At 28.8% G+C, this 17,770-nt stretch carries 17 protein-coding genes and 2 CRISPR repeat arrays; of the genes, 1 reads left to right on the top strand and 16 read right to left on the bottom strand.

Features of this window, described 5'->3' with window-relative positions; genetic code table 11:
• Nucleotides 1-46: 46 nt before the first annotated feature.
• Nucleotides 47-748: a CRISPR direct-repeat array (repeat unit 37 nt; unit sequence GTTTCAATCCTTGTTTTAATGGATTATGCACTTCTAC).
• 365 nt (nucleotides 749-1,113) lie between these two features.
• The 12 genes from N4A57_RS10820 to N4A57_RS10765 form a co-directional block, all read right to left on the bottom strand.
• On the bottom strand, nucleotides 1,114-1,770 hold the full coding sequence (locus N4A57_RS10820) for a CRISPR-associated endonuclease Cas6 (RefSeq protein ID WP_293658012.1): 657 nt from the start codon (nucleotides 1,768-1,770) through the stop codon (nucleotides 1,114-1,116).
• 12 nt (nucleotides 1,771-1,782) lie between these two features.
• A complete protein-coding gene (cas3, locus tag N4A57_RS10815; RefSeq protein ID WP_293658011.1) occupies nucleotides 1,783-4,044 on the bottom strand; it encodes a CRISPR-associated helicase Cas3' in 2,262 nt (753 codons plus the stop codon).
• Complete coding sequence (gene cas5b / locus N4A57_RS10810; protein ID WP_293658010.1) at nucleotides 4,028-4,693, bottom strand: type I-B CRISPR-associated protein Cas5b; 666 nt, start codon at nucleotides 4,691-4,693, stop codon at nucleotides 4,028-4,030. Before cas5b ends, cas3 begins: the two co-directional genes overlap by 17 nt.
• A gap of 20 nt (nucleotides 4,694-4,713) precedes the next feature.
• Nucleotides 4,714-5,589 carry a type I-B CRISPR-associated protein Cas7/Csh2 gene (cas7b, locus tag N4A57_RS10805; RefSeq protein ID WP_293658009.1) on the bottom strand — a complete coding sequence of 292 codons (876 nt, stop codon included), beginning with the start codon at nucleotides 5,587-5,589 and terminating at the stop codon, nucleotides 4,714-4,716.
• Nucleotides 5,589-7,235 carry a TIGR02556 family CRISPR-associated protein gene (locus N4A57_RS10800; protein ID WP_293658008.1) on the bottom strand — a complete coding sequence of 549 codons (1,647 nt, stop codon included), beginning with the start codon at nucleotides 7,233-7,235 and terminating at the stop codon, nucleotides 5,589-5,591. Before N4A57_RS10800 ends, cas7b begins: the two co-directional genes overlap by 1 nt.
• Nucleotides 7,236-7,738: 503 nt before the next feature.
• The gene (gene cmr6, locus N4A57_RS10795; RefSeq protein ID WP_293658007.1) at nucleotides 7,739-8,539 is read right to left on the bottom strand and encodes a type III-B CRISPR module RAMP protein Cmr6; all 801 of its coding nucleotides are present in this window, start codon (nucleotides 8,537-8,539) and stop codon (nucleotides 7,739-7,741) included.
• 11 nt (nucleotides 8,540-8,550) lie between these two features.
• Nucleotides 8,551-8,931 (bottom strand): type III-B CRISPR module-associated protein Cmr5, encoded by a 381-nt coding sequence (locus tag N4A57_RS10790; RefSeq protein ID WP_293658006.1) that lies wholly within the window; start codon nucleotides 8,929-8,931, stop codon nucleotides 8,551-8,553.
• A complete protein-coding gene (cmr4, locus tag N4A57_RS10785) occupies nucleotides 8,924-9,781 on the bottom strand; it encodes a type III-B CRISPR module RAMP protein Cmr4 (protein ID WP_293658005.1) in 858 nt (285 codons plus the stop codon). The genes N4A57_RS10790 and cmr4 overlap by 8 nt, the downstream gene beginning before the upstream one ends.
• Complete coding sequence (locus tag N4A57_RS10780) at nucleotides 9,771-10,841, bottom strand: type III-B CRISPR module-associated Cmr3 family protein (RefSeq protein ID WP_293658004.1); 1,071 nt, start codon at nucleotides 10,839-10,841, stop codon at nucleotides 9,771-9,773. Before N4A57_RS10780 ends, cmr4 begins: the two co-directional genes overlap by 11 nt.
• Nucleotide 10,842: 1 nt before the next feature.
• Complete coding sequence (cas10, locus tag N4A57_RS10775) at nucleotides 10,843-12,348, bottom strand: type III-B CRISPR-associated protein Cas10/Cmr2 (protein ID WP_293658003.1); 1,506 nt, start codon at nucleotides 12,346-12,348, stop codon at nucleotides 10,843-10,845.
• Nucleotides 12,349-12,352: 4 nt separating this feature from the next.
• Nucleotides 12,353-13,399: a hypothetical protein gene (locus N4A57_RS10770; protein ID WP_293658002.1), complete on the bottom strand. Its 1,047-nt coding sequence runs from the start codon at nucleotides 13,397-13,399 to the stop codon at nucleotides 12,353-12,355.
• 15 nt (nucleotides 13,400-13,414) lie between these two features.
• Nucleotides 13,415-14,923, bottom strand: coding sequence for a hypothetical protein (locus N4A57_RS10765; RefSeq protein WP_293658001.1), 1,509 nt, complete (start codon nucleotides 14,921-14,923; stop codon nucleotides 13,415-13,417).
• A gap of 120 nt (nucleotides 14,924-15,043) precedes the next feature.
• Between N4A57_RS10765 and N4A57_RS10760 the strand changes: the two genes are divergently transcribed.
• Nucleotides 15,044-15,586 carry a hypothetical protein gene (locus N4A57_RS10760; RefSeq protein WP_293658000.1) on the top strand — a complete coding sequence of 181 codons (543 nt, stop codon included), beginning with the start codon at nucleotides 15,044-15,046 and terminating at the stop codon, nucleotides 15,584-15,586.
• A gap of 24 nt (nucleotides 15,587-15,610) precedes the next feature.
• On the opposite strand, the gene N4A57_RS10755 is transcribed toward N4A57_RS10760, so the two are convergent.
• The 4 genes from N4A57_RS10755 to N4A57_RS10740 form a co-directional block, all read right to left on the bottom strand.
• Nucleotides 15,611-15,820, bottom strand: a complete 210-nt coding sequence (locus N4A57_RS10755) for a DUF2922 domain-containing protein (protein ID WP_293657999.1) — start codon at nucleotides 15,818-15,820, stop codon at nucleotides 15,611-15,613.
• 12 nt (nucleotides 15,821-15,832) lie between these two features.
• A complete protein-coding gene (locus tag N4A57_RS10750) occupies nucleotides 15,833-16,057 on the bottom strand; it encodes a DUF1659 domain-containing protein (RefSeq protein ID WP_293657998.1) in 225 nt (74 codons plus the stop codon).
• Between the two features lie 155 nt (nucleotides 16,058-16,212).
• Nucleotides 16,213-16,702: a CRISPR direct-repeat array (repeat unit 37 nt; unit sequence GTTTCAATCCTTGTTTTAATGGATTTTGCACTTCTAC).
• A 598-nt stretch (nucleotides 16,703-17,300) separates the two neighbouring features.
• Nucleotides 17,301-17,510: a DUF2922 domain-containing protein gene (locus tag N4A57_RS10745; RefSeq protein ID WP_293657997.1), complete on the bottom strand. Its 210-nt coding sequence runs from the start codon at nucleotides 17,508-17,510 to the stop codon at nucleotides 17,301-17,303.
• Nucleotides 17,511-17,522: 12 nt separating this feature from the next.
• Entirely contained in the window at nucleotides 17,523-17,747 is a 225-nt protein-coding gene (locus N4A57_RS10740) for a DUF1659 domain-containing protein (protein WP_293657996.1), read from the bottom strand.
• Nucleotides 17,748-17,770 lie beyond the last annotated feature (23 nt).

The raw sequence follows: 17,770 nt of genomic DNA, 5'->3' as shown, positions 1-17,770 counted from the left end.
CTTCTACAATTCAAAAACCCTATAGGAATTACAAGCGAAGATCATAGTTTCAATCCTTGTTTTAATGGATTATGCACTTCTACTATAAAAATGAATGTCTATGTGGGTGTAGAGAGTTATTGTTTCAATCCTTGTTTTAATGGATTATGCACTTCTACACTACATCACCCACTATGCTCGCTTTACTATCTAATGGGTTTCAATCCTTGTTTTAATGGATTATGCACTTCTACTGAGTATCAATATTTTATTGAAAAGAGGTGATATTAGTTTCAATCCTTGTTTTAATGGATTATGCACTTCTACATTAATGTTCGTACTGGTCTATTAGATTATAAACTATTTCAATCCTTGTTTTAATGGATTATGCACTTCTACTTAAGAAAGGGCAGTCTATTTTGAATATGTGTTTCACGTTTCAATCCTTGTTTTAATGGATTATGCACTTCTACAAAGCTCATTGATGAAATGATTGTTCCCCCGCCAAAGAAGTTTCAATCCTTGTTTTAATGGATTATGCACTTCTACTCAATACAGATTGGACCTACTCCTCTTGATATACTGTTTCAATCCTTGTTTTAATGGATTATGCACTTCTACAGTGGAATTTTAAGCCAGGAAGAAATAACTGAAATTAGTTTCAATCCTTGTTTTAATGGATTATGCACTTCTACCACTTTATATATGGACATATAAATGATACAATATTTTGTTTCAATCCTTGTTTTAATGGATTATGCACTTCTACTCGTGTTTTTGTCTATCCTCAGTCATTCCAATGACTATAGCCTTTTGGCCACGCCATTAAGTTGAAATAAAAATGGGGTTTTTAGGTATATATTTACACTTTTTCACCTGTTTTTAAAGTATGAAGCCAGCCCTCCAGCCTAGTCATTTCAAAGGATATAGAGATTCAAGTCCTCTTTTGCCAATAATTTTGTACCTAGCATGAAGTTTATAGCTTACTATCTTCACTTCAAATACTATCATAATACCCCATTCTTTTCAAGCTTTTACCTTCCCTTCACAGACCTACAGTAACTTGCCTATAAGAGAAAATAGGCCCACATAAACCATGCTCCCACACAACAAATCCATACCCTAAATATAATCCTACATCATCTTTATAGTACCAAATCCCCTGGATACACTCTTCCCAAGTCCCATATGATCTATAAGTTTAAAGTTAGTTTTAAAATTCCCCTTAAATCCTATCATCTTACTATTTTTAAAATTTACTTTTATCTCTTTTAAATCTACTTCCACATGAACTTGATCTTCTACCCTATAGTCTAATCCCTTAGATGCAGATAATAGATTTCCTATCAGTACTTTTTTTAATAATTCTTTCTTTTCTTCATCATTAGCACTTCTATATTTTTTAACATTATTTTGATTTAATGATAGCCAAGGTGTTACAAATTCGTATTCATGGATTTCATCCACTACTCCGTAGGATTCATTTTCTACCTTTATGTATTTTTCATAGGTTTTAAGTTCCATATCTTCTATTATTAATTTATCTTCTTTAAATATGTATTCTCCTACCCTATCAATCTCATGTTCCATAACTATTATATGGGGGATTTCATCTATGACCTTGTATTGAACTAGGGGATAGCTATATATGAACTTATCGGCCCTATGATTGTGCATACTCTCTATTTGTGCATATTTATTAGCAAAATATCCCCTAAGCTTTGGTGCTTGTCTTTCTTTTATCCTCACGTCTTGAAATAATGATTTTAGTACTCTTATATTTTTTGTCAATATCCTCACTCCTTAAAGTTGCATAGTACTTTTTCTAATTGCTCCCTCTTTACCATAATCTTCTTTATTTATATACAATAGATTATATTTATGTATAGATTTAGTATTTATATTATGTAATTCCTTCCTAAGTACAGAAATTCTATATTGATTGAGAAGTCTAAATGCATTTTTCACCTCTAACATGTCCAGATTATCTTCTTGAATTTTTTCTAATAATTTTTGGCATATATGATCTCCATTAACTATAATGTCCACCTTTAAAAATTCATCCTTATCTATTAATTCAAACATATTTCTAAAATCTTCATACTTTAATTTCTCTATAAACTTCATCATATCCTTTGAATAATCGTTAGATATTCCTGATTTTACTCTTTTAAAGTATTCTTCATTCATATCATATATGTGTTTTTCCCTTATCACATCTTTTCCTGATAATACTTTTTCCGTATTATTAAGTAAAAATCTAGGATATATATAGGTACAATATTTCCTTTCATTTTCATCTACTAATTTATATAACTTTACTGTACCACGTCCTCCTACACCATTTCTGTTGGCCCTACCTGCCGTTTGGTTTATGGAGTCTAGGGGAGCAAAGTCCCTATATACTATATCCATATCTATATCTACTCCCGCCTCTATTAGCTGAGTAGATACTACTATGTATTTTTCTTTAGATTTCTTTATCTTATCTATTATTTCTAATCTCTTTTTAGGATATATTTCCGTAGACAAATATATGATCTTTCTACCCATATCCTTTAAATGATTATAAATATCCTTAGAAGATTTTACTGTATTTAATACTATTAAAAAGCTCTTATCTTGATTCTCTTCTATATCCTCTAATAATATTTCTTTAAAATCCTCCATATAAGTTCCTTCACCAGAATGATTATGTATCTCTATTCGATCTAAAGCTCTAAAATATTTCTCTTTATCTTTTATTAACTCCTTTGTATCTAATAGCATAGGTAGAGTAGCCGTTACTAATATGATTTTTGTATTATATTCCCTTCCTAGTATTTCTAAAAACTCTTTTATAAGGAAATAATACTTTTCACCTATGGCCTGTACTTCATCTAATATGACTATACTATTAGCCAATCTATGAAATCTATGACTTATGGAGTTTTTTCCCGTTTTAAATATGGTATTAAAAAACTGGACAAAGGTAGTTGTTATTATCTTACTCTGCCAATTTTCAAAACAAAATCTAGCATCAAAGCCCTCATAATATTTATACTCTATGGGAGTGGAAGAATGGTATTTTAGCACTTGATCATTATCTGGTGATTTGCCTTCATTGTGTTTTATTATTTCTTCTAATACCTGATGATTTTGATCTATTACACTGGTAAATGGTAGGGAATAAATTATGTTAGTATGTATATTCTTCTCATCATATATTTTCTTTGCCATATACATGGCACATTTATAAGAAAGTATGGTTTTACCACTTCCTGTTGGTACATTTATGGAAAATATATTCTCCCTATCCATATGTATTTTTTCTAATTCTTTAACTAAATCTTCATATATGGAATTTCTTAATTCAAATATATGGGATTCCTTTAATTTAGGGTTTTTAATCAGGGATTCTTCTATTAGGTTATCCTTATATGATTCCATATAGGTACTTTCATAGGGTTCTTCTGGCATAAATGTGTCTTTTAATATTAACTGACTCTTATCTGCCGTAAGCAATAGTCCATATACATATTGAACCTCTAAAAATTCACTTAAAGAGTACTTTTTCTTCCTAAAGCTTTTCATAACAGACCTTTGATTAGCTATATCTTCTACCCAGGAAAAAAAGTCCTCCATACTCCTATTACCTAAATAATCTTTGTATATATACTCTAGTTCCTCCTTATGATTACATGTCATATCCTCTATTTGCTTTGAAAAATCCCACATTTTTGTGTATTTTACCTCGTCATTAGAATTTTTCATATCTCCATGATGCTTCTTCACTATTAAAAATCCCATATGCTTATATTCCTCTGGTAATAGCCAATAGGTAAAAAAAGCAGATAATTGACTATGATTTTTTTCAAGTCCCTCCTTTTCTCCCTTTAAGTGTCTTTGAAAATAGGTGGTGGCCTTGGCAAAATCATGACCCATACATATTATGTCTATAATATTTGTAAGTTCACCCTTTATTCTATTGTTTTTATGAGTTTCTATGGCTATACGACTAACTTCTCTTAAATGAGTATAAAGGCTCTGATGGTCATGAGCCTTTATATTAAAAGAAAAACACATGTTTATCTCCTACCTTATATACTTCTTTTATCTTTCCCTTTAACTTCTTTTCTTCTGTAGTAAATACTATTTTTTCATATTTGGTATATTCTCTTTTTTCATTATTCTTAACAGGTATATTATCCGTATTTATTTCATACTCACACTGAAAATCTAGGTCTATATTATCCATAGGAATTAATGTATCTACCCAATGACCTTCACAAATATGCTCCATATCCTCTTTAGTATATTCATAAGCCACCTTAGCCATATGCTCACTTACACCTAAATATGGAGTAAATACAAATTCTTCTTCTAAAAGAACTTTCTCTAATTCATTTACCTTATCCCCTGTCACATATATTCTATATTTTAAATCCCTTAAAAACTCCACATTAGATGGAAATCTAAAGGTTCCATTGGTCTTCATATTATTTAAATTAAAGGATTGCATATCCTTCTTTATAGGATTTATCACTTCTATCCCTATTTTTATGTCCTTAGCCCACCCATATAATTCATCCTTATCTATACCAACTATGGCACCTATGATTCCCTTTACGGCAATAGGATGGATGGTTATAAAGGATAGGGCAGATGTGGTAGTATAGGGTTTCCTAAAGCGACCATATGATCCGCTTATGTTAAAAACTACACATTTATTCATCCATATCATCTCCAAATGCCCTATATTATCTCTACTTTAAAATCTCCATGAACATTTAAAGGTTCTATGCTAGGATGCTTATATACAATAACCTCTTTTATATGTTCCTGTTTCTTTTCATAATAATTAGATAGTTTTTCTAAATCTATAGATACATGATCTATACTCCTAAGCTCCGTATCATTAAGATCTTTATTTATATGTACATAATCAAGTTCCCCATCTAATTTATTATTCTTATATACCACTTCTACTAATAATCTAGGCATTTGATTTTTAGAAGTACTCCTATAATTTTTCATGCCTTCTATTAACCCTTCCACAAAATCAGCCATATCTTCTTCAGTTACTTCTATTCCTTGCCTTTTAGCCACAAGATCATTATATACTCCATAGGTTTTAAAAAGACCATAAGGAGTAATATACTTTGACCATATGGATGATTGACTAGCCCCTTCTTTACCTGCATAGGCAGCATTTCCCTGCATAAACTTCACTTCTGCCTCATGGACACTTTTACTCCATGCAATTTGTAGTGGCCCCATTATATCCTTTTTAGGCTTAGTTATTACGGCTCCAAATAATCTCACATCTATATAATTGGATAATAGGTATTCTCCCACATTCTTATCATCCAATTTATTTTCCTTCTTTATATGAGATATACGACTAGCACAAGTCATAATGTTTCCCTTTTTATCTTCTACCGATTGAACTAACACTTCCTTACCTATATTAATCCAATGATCCCTCACATATCTTTTTATTCTCACATCAGATACTTCAAGCTGTCCTGTTAATTCATCCTGCCTTGGCCTATTTTCATTTAGCATATCTCCATTAGGTATACACATGGTACTATCCCATACTAATAAAAACTCTCTACTATTTGCCATTATTCTTCATCTCCCTTTTGAAAATACATATCCATACCCCAGAAAAATATATACTTTGCCTCATCATTATTAAGTTTACCTTTTCCCCTTTGCATATACTCCTTTGCCATGGTCATTTCTTCTTTTATCCTAGGATTATAATTTCTATATTTTAATAATTTTTCACTGCACATATTTGAAAAATATATGAATGTATTGTAATCAAATTTTCTTCCAAAGAAAAAGCTTTGTTCTAGGTGGGATTTTTCTTCTTTCACATTTCCATCACTACCTGCCTTATATTTTTTAGAATAATATATTAAACTATTATATACTTTCCCTAATATGAACCAGGCCTTTTTCACCCCCGTATCAAAAAATTTTTCATTCTTATTAAAAAATTCTTCTAAGCTAGTATATTTCATTTCTTTCCATCTCCCTTCTTCACATATCATGTAGTTCCATCCCTTTTCCAAACATCCACAATCACATATGAAATTATATATTCTATGGATATTAGACATATAAGGTTTCCCATTAAAATAGTCCTGTTTATATTGTTTCATGACCCTATTAAAAAATATATTTCTACTATATTTTTTCCCATGAAAAACTATATCTAATAATCTAAATCTATCCTTGTTGTGACTTCCACCCTTCCCATCACTTAGGCATAGGTACTTCATTATCGTATAAAAATTAAGGGGTCTATTATCATGTGAAGATGAATATTTGCCTAGATTTTGGGATACTCCAGTAAATCTAGATGGCATAACTCCCCTTATGGAATATTCTATCTTCCACTCGGAGCTAGCCCTTGGATGTGTAAAAAATATTATATCTGTAGTAGTAGTTTTAGATACACATTCTAAAACTTCGTCCTCATTAGTTCTTATGTTTTCTAATAGCTTTTTAAAGTTTCCATCTCCATCTACCTTATTTTCCTCATATATTTCCTTTATATCTTCATCAAATATATGGGGCAAAAACATGACCTCCGATCCAGCCCAGAAGGTTCTTAGATTTTCATTTATATATTTTCGTCCATTTAGTAGATCATATAGGCAATTTTCACACACATTATAGTTTAATCCTTTAGTATTTGTATATATGTCCTTATCATTTGTATAGCAATTAAATAGTACTGTGTCATAATTAAGTCCTTGGTGAGAACATAGATGACATTTATTGGCGCTAGTTTGCTTGTTTAGATATGTTTCTTTTATTGTCTTTTCATATTTTTCTCTACACAGTTCTAGGGGATATTTGTTATTTTTTTTGAATAAAACAAAGTAGGTTTCATTAGGTCCTTCTCTCACTTCTGTAGTTATTAGGTTAGCTATTTTAGGTAAGTGTTGTGTATCTATTTCTATGAATTCTAATGATTTTTTTATCTTTTTTTCTAGTTTGTCTATTGTCTTTTTATCATCTTTAAATTTTTCAATCTTTATACCTGCCCCAACCATACCATTTCCCTGTTGGTAAAGTAGGGATTGTCTATATGCATCTTTGGTAAATTGTACATGGTTCATTTCTATTTTTTCGTCTAGGTTTATTATGAGGAGATTGTCAAAATCTTTATTATCCTTTTGCCATAGATCTACTAGTTCTAGTTCTCCATTTATTTCTCGGATGGCTTGTCCTATATTTTTTATATACTCAATCAATAAATCACCTTCCTTTGTTAGTTTTTATCCTTATGGATTTTTGTATTTTATATGCTAATTCATTCTATGTTGTCTAGTAGGTAAATACTATTATGTATTTAGAATTGGTAATTAGCCTTAATATTATACATTACATTAAATTTATTTTTATCCTAATATGAATGATGTGTTCCCATATATATTTTTTTCTAATCCTTGTTTTAGTGGAGTGTTTTTATACTTGAAAAAATATTATACATTACATGTTGCAATCCTTATTTTTATGGATTCATTCTTCTCTAGCACATTTTAATTATTGCTGTTAAAATTATTGACACAAACTATGAATTTAATTCAATAGACTAGATGCTGTAGAGAATATAACTATTCTATTTTATCTATAGTTACTATTTTTCATAGTTATTCTTTTTCTTATTTGTTAGTACCTGTATATTTTCTAACATTTTTTCACTTACAACTTTAGATGATTAAAGGAGCAAATATCTGCTCCTTATTCACTTCTCTTATTCTAATACTCCATAGCCCACATTAGTTTTAGCTCCTAATCCAAAATCTAAAATTATTTTTTTGAATAAATCTTTTTTATGTTCTGCATTTAATTTATTTCCTTTATCATCCTTAACTTGGGAATCATTTAATTGAAAATGAAAGCTAAATTTCACACCACTTCTTACTTTGAGAAACTTCAATGGTTTAGGATTTTTTGTAATTCCTTCTGTATGAGGAGTTATATAATCCTCATCTACTATTTTTTTATCATTGTCTCCATCAATTATTACAGCATCGAAAAACACGTCTCTTTTATAAATACTAAGCCTTTTTTCTTCTTCTATATTATGATTTAATATGCCACAAAAAATTTCCATTTCTAGATTCTTTAAATATTTATCTGTAACATGTATATCTTTATTTATTGTTTTTATTTTATCTGCAAGATACTTTTTATATTCCTCTTTCAAATGATACTCACTATTAGCATTCTTAAAAACATGCCTGATTAAACCCTTTATAGATGAACCTGGTATTATTGGTAATCCTGTTGTGTGGTCAAAGAACAATCCTATTTTAAAATCTTCATTGATTGTAATCCCATGGGCATAACCCGTTCCTATTAGGAGTCCTGGATATTTTACTTTAAGATTAAAAGAATTGATTCCTATTTTTATTTCTTCTATTTTTTCTAATTCATAATTTAATATACCTTTCAATGTTCCTTTTATATTAGGTAATTCATATTTATTTTCACTTTTTTTTATATCTTTATATATCTCTTTATTAAATAAATAACCTAAGTTATAAGCCACTCTACCCCCTCCTAATCAGTGAATTCATAAGTACGAAGAGCCAGTTTTAAAGCTATTGACGCATTTATTATATCTCTTTTTATACTCATATTTTCTTTGTATTCTTTTGCATAATTAAATAAATCATCTTTATTCAATATTTTTTCTAATATTCTAATTATTTGACTTTTATCTGCTTCTGATCCTGAAGACTTATTATCATATATGGCTATAGTTGCTAATAATCCACTGTTTATTACTGTAGCACCAAAAGAGTTTATATATCCCTTATATTCTTTTGGGATTTTATCATCTTTTTTATTTCTAAGAAAATACTTTCCATGCTTATCTTTTGGATTATCCAATATGCTTATAGATACTCTTATATATTCTTCTATTTTCTTCTTATTCATATTTACTTTCTCCCAACTTGCTAATTTCAGTATAGCCATATCCAATAGATGCATTTGCTCCTATTTGAATCATTTTATTCTCTAATAAATCATTTAATTTTTTACTTAAACGACTGTCTTCCTCTTCAGTTCCATTGTTATCTTTTTTCTCATCTAATATCACAGGAAAATAAAATCTAGTTTCTCTAGGAACTATTTCTTCATACCATAAATTTTTACTCTCTCCATTATCTAAACAGTTTCTCGCTATTACAGGAAGTTCCTCTATTATATGACCAAATGTTTCATTATCAAATACTACTATATCTTTACCAAATATATTTTCTAAATGGGTTAATTTATCTTCTTTTTTTGTTTTAACTTCATATCCTTCTATAATTTCTTTACTTCCTTTTTCTTTCTTTTCTATTTCCTCGGTGACTAACAAAAATGATTCTTTTTCATCTTTAAGTGTATTCAAAATCCTCATTATCCCATCTGTATCTTCAATTTTATGTATTTCCAAATTCTCTATTAACTCATTTATAATCTTATAACATGTAGCCCTATAAAAAGGTTTCTTTTGTCCCCTTACAGGAATAGATAATAAGTTGGCCTGAAAAAATTTAGCTAATCCAGATTCCATAGATTCATTTGATGTGTTTTCTGATCCGAATATTTCTTTAATTTCATCAAATTTTTCATATCTAGCGAATTGTCTTAAAGCTCCCTTTAGGCTAGATGAATATATGGCAGGATAATTAGTAACTACATCCCTCTGAACTGTATTATCTACTAGCCCATATCCAGTATCTCCCGTACCTACATGCATATTAGTTAATGCTCTGATTTTATATATTTTACTTAACATCTCTTAATCCCCCTACTTGCCATATGTGATTGTAGCCTATTTTCTGTATATTTTCTTTGTTTATCTTGTCTAATATGTATTTTCTGTCTTGGTTTGTTTTTGGATATAAAACACTACCACTTTTTAACAATGTAAACTTTACCAATGTCTTCTTCATTTTATGATTTTTACCATATGTAGTTTGAAGATTATTAAAATCTATCGTATTTGTTATGGCATATACACATTTGTCATAAATGTTTTCATCTATATACGTATCACTAAGAAGTATTATTTTATTATCTTCTTTTGGTATTTTAAAATAATTATTTTCTACTTTCTTCAACTCCATTTTGAAGGCTGATTTCTTAGCACCCATATAAACAATTTTATTTTTCAACCTTAATTCTTCTTTTGTATTTAATACAAAAGCAAAAGAAAACTCTTTCTCCATAACCTTAAATATGGCTTTAAAATATGAATCTTCCTTCGTACTTCCTTTATCATCTTTATCTATTCCTACTTTTTTAAAATCTCTAAATATTTTTTCTGTACATAGATTAAAAGTATCTACATTCATAAAACAATCTGTAATACCAGCTTTAGGATCATATCCATCTAGTATCCCGTCTTTATAAACAAAAGGCTTATATCCATTTTTATTATAGTCATATGGAGTTTTTATATATATGTTATCTCTTTTATCCATTATAAAAACTGATGATATATTTTTTATAATTCCATATTCAGAAGGTGGTTTTTTCATATTAAAACTGCTTTTTCCTATGAGTTTTCCTATGTATTCTATTTCGCTTTCACCATATTTTCTAATATTATATTTATACTTGAAGGGAACTTCTTCATCATTTACCTTTATCATTGCTCCTTCTTCACTCATAAGAATCTCTTTTCTTATCATTCCTAACAAAGTAGTTTGCTGGGGTAAATCTCTAGATTTTATTAAATATCTACTCCCTCTATCTTTATCTTTATTATTCTTCTGAGATTTCCAAAAAAAATTGATATTTCCTCCGAAAAAATATGGTTCTAGAGGAGTTAGTTTTACCAAATAACTATACATCTTAACTGTCCTCCTCTTTTATAAATTTTATGAATCTAAGTATTGAATATATTTCTTTAATCATATCTGTCTCGTAGTGTTCTGAAGCATAAGTGTTTATGAAATTCTGAACTATTTTTATATAATCATTTTCTTTATGTACATCTTCATCAAAGTTATTTTGAAAATAATTTTTCAATTTATTTTCTTTCTTAATTATCTCTTTTATTGTAATTTCATCTCTAAATATTTTAGTATTTACACCTGTAAGCACCTTTGTATCTAATTTAGCATTTAATATGTCTTTGAATATCCTATAAGTGCCACTTTCTTTATTAAAGGTTTTTTCAAATTCTTTTCCACTATGTTTATTAAACCTAAATGACACTGCATTTTTTTCTTTTTCATTTATATCCTTATAATTTTTAGCATTTACAAATAGTAACTCTCTAGCTACCTCTAATGATTCATATAAAGGATATCTATGATAGTTTATAGATACACCAAAAGACAATGTTGCTGTACTTTCTTTAAATTCTTTTTTTAATGTATTTTCAAAATTCCTACTAAGTTCATCTATAACATCAAATACCGTTCTATTTTCATATATTACTGGCATAATGAACAGTAAGTCATCTCCGCCTGCATATATAGGTAATCCATGATGTTTTTTTATTATATCTATAGAATCCTTTGCAAATTCAAATAAACATTGAGAGAATTTTTTATAATCATCTTCTTTTTTCAATGACTTTATAATTTTCCCTATACTATCCCCATCTGCCTGTACAATTGCATAATATTTATGAGCTTTTTTAATTTTTTCATAGTTTATTTCTTTTTTTAATCTATTGTAATAATCTTCACTACTTGGTCCTACTTGAAACCTTTTTTTATCTTTCATTAATATGTCCATAGCTGCAATTTCTGTCACAGAAGGAAATCTGATTATATCTTTTCCTTCTTTTTTATATTTCATTAATATTGTATCTTCTTCATTTTGTTTAAGTTCTAATATCTGTTTCTTGGTATTTTCATTGCTTATATGTATTGATACGTAGTTCTCATTTTCTACTGGTATATATGACTGTTGTAATTCTAATACATCTAAATATTTACTCATCTCTAATATAATATTATCTTCTTCTTTTAAATCTATTGTTTTATAATATATTTGAAAATAATTCTGTACATATGACTTAACAGCTCTATAATCAATCTTTACATTTCTTAAACCTTCTTCTATCTCTTTTATTATTTCACTTATTACATTCTCTACAATTTTTTCTATTTCTTTAACTTCACCTTTTATTATTATCCTATCTGGTAACAACCCACCTTCTATATTATTTAAAGTATTTTTATCATAATAAGGTAGTATTATTTGATTATGTTCTTGAATTCTCTCTATTATTTTTCTTACTATGTATGAAAATATATAGCTAGCTCCCCAAAGTTCCCCTGTACTATTAGCCATATTAAGTGTTCTAATTATAGGTCCTACTGTTATTCCTGTATATTTAGCCATTATCTCACCGTCCTTCTAATCTTCTCATGTTTATCCATAAGCCTTCTTTTTTATCATTATCCATTCCATATTGAATTAGATTATGGATATTAAATGATGATGGAGTTGTTAGATATAATGGTTTTTTATGAATTTTTTTACTTCCTCTTTTAAATATTCTCTTTTTAATATTAAAAGTTTGATTTAACATATCTTTATGAATCTCATTAAGTTTTATATATATGTAATATCCATTATTATTCAGAATGGGCTTTATAAAAATGGGAGATGGAAATCTCTGAATTTTTTTATTACTCTTCGATACCCCAAGTTTTGTATTTTCATCCCAAATCTCACTAGTAGCTAATCCTAACAAATCAGTTATAAGAACGTCCTTTTGCTTATAATCATCGATATCTCCAAATAATTTATCTTTAATTTCATGTCTATCATAATTATAGCCCTCTGTTATGCAATACTGTCTCATGCAATCACTTCTTATATTTTTATAAAGTTTTTCTATTTCTTCCATCAGTTCATTCCAATTATTTATCCCATTCCCCTGATATTGTGTTAAATAGTGAAAATAATTATTAGCATCCAATTCTTCATTATAGCCCCTCACACTAAATGATCCATATCCTTTAGATGTTCTGTTCCCGAAGCTATTCTCCATAAAAAATCTATCTTTATATTTGTCTATGATATTTTTAAGTTCTAGACTCATACTTTTTATAATTACACATATATCGTTATGTATAACAGGCTTTCCATTTTTGCCAAAATACATTGGTGCATTCTCTTTAATAATCCTCTTGCCTCTAGCACATACAATCACTTTATAATTAAAAGCCTCTTTCCCATCATAATCTTTTTGTTCTTTTCCTTCTTTATATCCCATTAAATATCTTTTATATTTATCAAAATTTTTATCTCCATCAAAAACTTCTTTAATTAAAAATCTATCTAGCTTTGGCTTTAATTCAGTAGCTCTTATACTTGCTTCCTCATCGTTATGCTTAAAGTGAATTATTGGCGTATTTTGTTGAAGCTTTATTGGTAGTGTATGCATAAGATTAACCTCCTTTTATCCTAATATTCCTATCAATGATATAAAAAAACCGATTCCTATTAATCCATTTAATATATTATTTAATTTTGCATCCTTATTTTTATTAATCTTTAGCCACCATTTTGTAATTAAGCTCAATATTACAAGTAATACTCCACCTATTCTACATATATAAAACAATGGTTTATCTATTAATGCCAAAAAACATACTATGAAATTAGGAATTATAAACATGGCTCCCAGATTTGTAATTTTACTTATATTTTCATTGTTTTTAGCCTCTTCTTGTAATCTAACATATTGATAAATCTCATCTATTTCTTCTTTTAATTTATCTATATCTCTATCTATCTCCATGTTTTCTAACAACATTTTATATAGTTCTATGCCTTGTTCCTGTGCCGTCACTTCTCTAAAGTATAAATTTTTTCTAGATTCTAAGTATGATTTATATAAATCCTCTAATTTTTTAGCAGTATCTTTTTCTAAATCAATTTTACTAAGAGACTCTGAATAAGCTAATATACAAGCTCTTTGAGCTAATACTAGACATACCATTTCATAATACATAGTATGAAAATGAATCCCCAATGTTTTAGAAAAGGAACTTTCATCAGTTATGATCATATACGAATACCTGGTTATGCCATACAAAGTACCGTAATCACTCCATCTATAATAGGTATGATTCTTGATTATTTTATCTTTCATTTCATCATTTTTACAAGACGAGTAATTAGTATCTACAAATAAATATCTACACCAATAATCTTTATTTTCATAATTCTTTAATCCATATTTTACGTTTGAAGCTTCATCATCACTATAATAATGACACATGACAAACATCCTATCATCTATTATAGGATTTATTACTATCTTATCTTTCATTGATTCTATAGGTTCATCTACAGAAAATTTATCCCCTAGGAGACACATAATCATTTGTGATATCCTATTTATATTAACCTTATGGTAATCTGTCGTAAATTTTTCTATATTACACTGCTTAGATAATATTATTTTTTCACTTAAAAAATGCGGAATATTATTATCACTTTGTATGTGTTGAGGATATATTCTTCTTCCATATTCATTTATTTCTAATATTTCATCCCTATCTTTATATCTGTTATTAAGTAAATTAAAGGTTATTATGCCTATCTTGCCTTCATATATTTTAAACTTTATATTTCTTATTTGTAGTTTATATTTCTTGTTTTTTCTTACATTTATAGTGTAATATGTTTTATTTTTATTGTTATAGCATTTATGTTCATATTCTAATGTTATGGGTTTATGATCACCTTTATATGTATGCATTGCTTTTCTTACACTTTTATAAAAATATACTTCTTCATTATATTCCTTGTAATTGCTTTTATTATATTTATCCCTCTTCTTTAATTCCCACCTATCAGCAAGAGCAGTGTGTATTGTTTCCATCAAATTTGATTTTTCTTCATTAATATCCATAGTAAATGGAAACATAAATATATGTTCACTATAAGTTTCATTTGACATTTTTTAACACCTCTTTACATTTAATTCTATATATGTGTATATTTACCTTTAATTTTACTGTAATAAATTTTTCTGTTTATTTATAAATTTAAGCTATAATTATTATAGGTGGTGATTCTTTTGGATAAAAAGATAATTAGTATTGATTGTGAAAGTGATGGTTTGTATGGAGATATATTTGCTATAGGGGTAAGTGTATTTTTGAATGGAGAAGAAATAGATTCTTTTGTAGGCATGTCTAGTTTAAAAGAAGTTTCTAATCCTTGGGTAGTTGATAATGTATTGCCTCATATTAAAGTATCTAATGTATATGATTCAAAGGAAGATTTAAGGGAAGATTTTTGGAAGTTTTGGATAAGTCATAAAAACAATGCCATAACCATAGTTGATATTGGCTCTCCTGTTGAAAGTAATTTATTTAGAAAATGTGTGGAGAAGGATTTAGACAATAGATTATTCCAAGGGCCTTATCCCCTCCATGAAGTGGCTACCATGCTATTAGCTAATAATATAGATCCTGATATAGACAGAAAATCCTATACTAAAGATATACTCAACTATACTCCATCAAGACATAATCCTTTAGATGATGCACGTATGTCATTAGCTACATGGTTAAAATGTCAAGGTTACAACACAAAAATAATATTCCCATTAAAATAAGGTGGCCAAATTGGCCACCTTATCCTAAATTAATTCCACAGTATTTGTGCTAACTATATCTGCTCCATCTATTTCCTTTAATTCTCCGTTTTCTGTCTTAAAAATGTTTTTGTCTATAATAGACTGCATCACTGTCTCTACCTCTTTCTTAGTCACATCATCCTTAACATAATCCACACTGATCTTAGTGCTGCGACCTAACTCATTTCTAAAAATCATTTCTAATCTCTTCATTTAAATGCCCCCCTATTTATCCACTAATTCTGTTTCATTTAATTTAGCCACTTCTAAGGCTATCTTAGATTGAAGACCTATTAAAGCACTGGCTACTGCATATACATCCTCGTTAGATGCATCATGCTTTAGGTTAGAGTAAGTTTTAGTTTTCTTAATCTCCTTACCATTTTTGTCTGCTCCTAAGCTGTAGACGATTTTGAATTTTGTTGATTTGTTGTGTAATGTTACTGCCATATTTATCATCTCCCTTCACTTATATAGATATAGTGAGTGGGAGTTTTTGGACAAAAAAATAAAACCTTTTTTTGAAGGTTTTTTCAGTAATATTATTAATAAGTTATGCAATTCTACTTATTAAGAGCTGTTGCACAGAATGATTGTATGGACTTATTTCAATCCTTGTTTTAATGGATTTTGCACTTCTACTAAGTAAATTTGACATTTGATTTACAAAGTTATATAAGTTTCAATCCTTGTTTTAATGGATTTTGCACTTCTACTACATTTTATAGAAGGATATCCATTACAGTGTGTAGCGTTTCAATCCTTGTTTTAATGGATTTTGCACTTCTACAATAGAAAATGAAATACATGGAATATATAAGGAGATAATGTTTCAATCCTTGTTTTAATGGATTTTGCACTTCTACAAATGAATGACAGATATGATAATTTAATAGGTGAATCAAGTTTCAATCCTTGTTTTAATGGATTTTGCACTTCTACATGTTATCCTAGATAAATTTACTAATAGAGGTAATGAAAGTTTCAATCCTTGTTTTAATGGATTTTGCACTTCTACTGTTCTATGGATCCAGTCCATAGTATCGCTCATAGATGTAGTTTCAATCCTTGTTTTAATGGATTTTGCACTTCTACTCGTGTTTTTGCCTATTCTTAGTCACACCAACGGCTCTAGCCTTTTGATCACGCCATTAAGTCGTGCCAAAAGCAGGCTTTTCAAGTGTATATTTACACTTTTGCACCTGTTTTTTAAGTATGAAGACAACCTTCTAGCCTAGTAATTTCAAAGGTCATAGAGATTTCAGTCCTCTTTTCCCAATAATTTTGTACCCAGCATAGAATTTATCACATAAATAATGTTCTCTTTCTACTTCAAATACTATCACAATGTCATATTCTTTTCAAGGTTTTAGCTTTCCGTTCACATACCTACATTAACTTCCCTAAAGTAGGCTCACATATAGATTTCTTGATCTTAAATTTATTTTATTACAGTAACTTGCCTACAAGGGAAAATATATTGAAAATTTTTGGAACCCTGGAACGTCACAGCATCCTATGCTATTTGAACATGAGTCATGAACCTATCTACGAAGATTCACACTTTCGCTTGTGACAAGGACTTCAATGGAAAAATTTTCAATATATTTTCCTGAAGTAGGCCCGATAAAGCAAGTTTATACACGAGAAATCTATAAAGCTAAGATAAGGTGGCCAAATTGGCCACCTTATCTTAAATTAATTCCACAGTATTCGTACTAACTATATCTGCACCATCTATTTCCTTTAGTTCCCCATTTTCTGTCTTAAAAATATTTTTCTCTATAATGGACTGCATTACTGTCTCTACCTGTTCCTTAGTCACATCATCCTTAACATAATCCACACTGATCTTAGTGCTGCGACCTAACTCATTTCTAAAAGTCATTTCTAATCTCTTCATTTAAATCCCCCCCTATTTATCCACTAATTCTGTTTCATTTAATTTAGCCACTTCTAAGGCTGTCTTAGATTGAAGGCCTATTAAGGCACTGGCCACTGCATATACATCCTCGTTAGATGCATCATGCTTTAGGTTAGAGTAAGTTTTAGTTTTCTTAATCTCCTTCCCATTTTTGTCTGCTCCTAAGCTGTAGACGATTTTGAATTTTGTTGATTTGTTTTGTAATGTTACTGCCATATTTATCATCTCCCTTCACTTAT

It is taken from the genome of Anaeromicrobium sp., assembly GCF_025210435.1.
Classification (GTDB): domain Bacteria; phylum Bacillota; class Clostridia; order Peptostreptococcales; family Thermotaleaceae; genus Anaeromicrobium.
This window is presented reverse-complemented; position numbering and strand designations above follow the sequence as displayed.

Coding starts and splice junctions, on each gene's coding strand:
- cas3 (WP_293658011.1), bottom strand. CDS start 4,044: ATGTGTTTTTCTTTTAATATAAAGGCTCATGACCATCAGAGCCTTTAT.
- cas5b (WP_293658010.1), bottom strand. CDS start 4,693: ATGAATAAATGTGTAGTTTTTAACATAAGCGGATCATATGGTCGCTTT.
- cas7b (WP_293658009.1), bottom strand. CDS start 5,589: ATGGCAAATAGTAGAGAGTTTTTATTAGTATGGGATAGTACCATGTGT.
- N4A57_RS10790 (WP_293658006.1), bottom strand. CDS start 8,931: ATGAATAAGAAGAAAATAGAAGAATATATAAGAGTATCTATAAGCATA.
- cmr4 (WP_293658005.1), bottom strand. CDS start 9,781: ATGTTAAGTAAAATATATAAAATCAGAGCATTAACTAATATGCATGTA.
- N4A57_RS10780 (WP_293658004.1), bottom strand. CDS start 10,841: ATGTATAGTTATTTGGTAAAACTAACTCCTCTAGAACCATATTTTTTC.
- cas10 (WP_293658003.1), bottom strand. CDS start 12,348: ATGGCTAAATATACAGGAATAACAGTAGGACCTATAATTAGAACACTT.
- N4A57_RS10770 (WP_293658002.1), bottom strand. CDS start 13,399: ATGCATACACTACCAATAAAGCTTCAACAAAATACGCCAATAATTCAC.
- N4A57_RS10765 (WP_293658001.1), bottom strand. CDS start 14,923: ATGTCAAATGAAACTTATAGTGAACATATATTTATGTTTCCATTTACT.
- N4A57_RS10755 (WP_293657999.1), bottom strand. CDS start 15,820: ATGAAGAGATTAGAAATGATTTTTAGAAATGAGTTAGGTCGCAGCACT.
- N4A57_RS10750 (WP_293657998.1), bottom strand. CDS start 16,057: ATGGCAGTAACATTACACAACAAATCAACAAAATTCAAAATCGTCTAC.
- N4A57_RS10745 (WP_293657997.1), bottom strand. CDS start 17,510: ATGAAGAGATTAGAAATGACTTTTAGAAATGAGTTAGGTCGCAGCACT.
- N4A57_RS10740 (WP_293657996.1), bottom strand. CDS start 17,747: ATGGCAGTAACATTACAAAACAAATCAACAAAATTCAAAATCGTCTAC.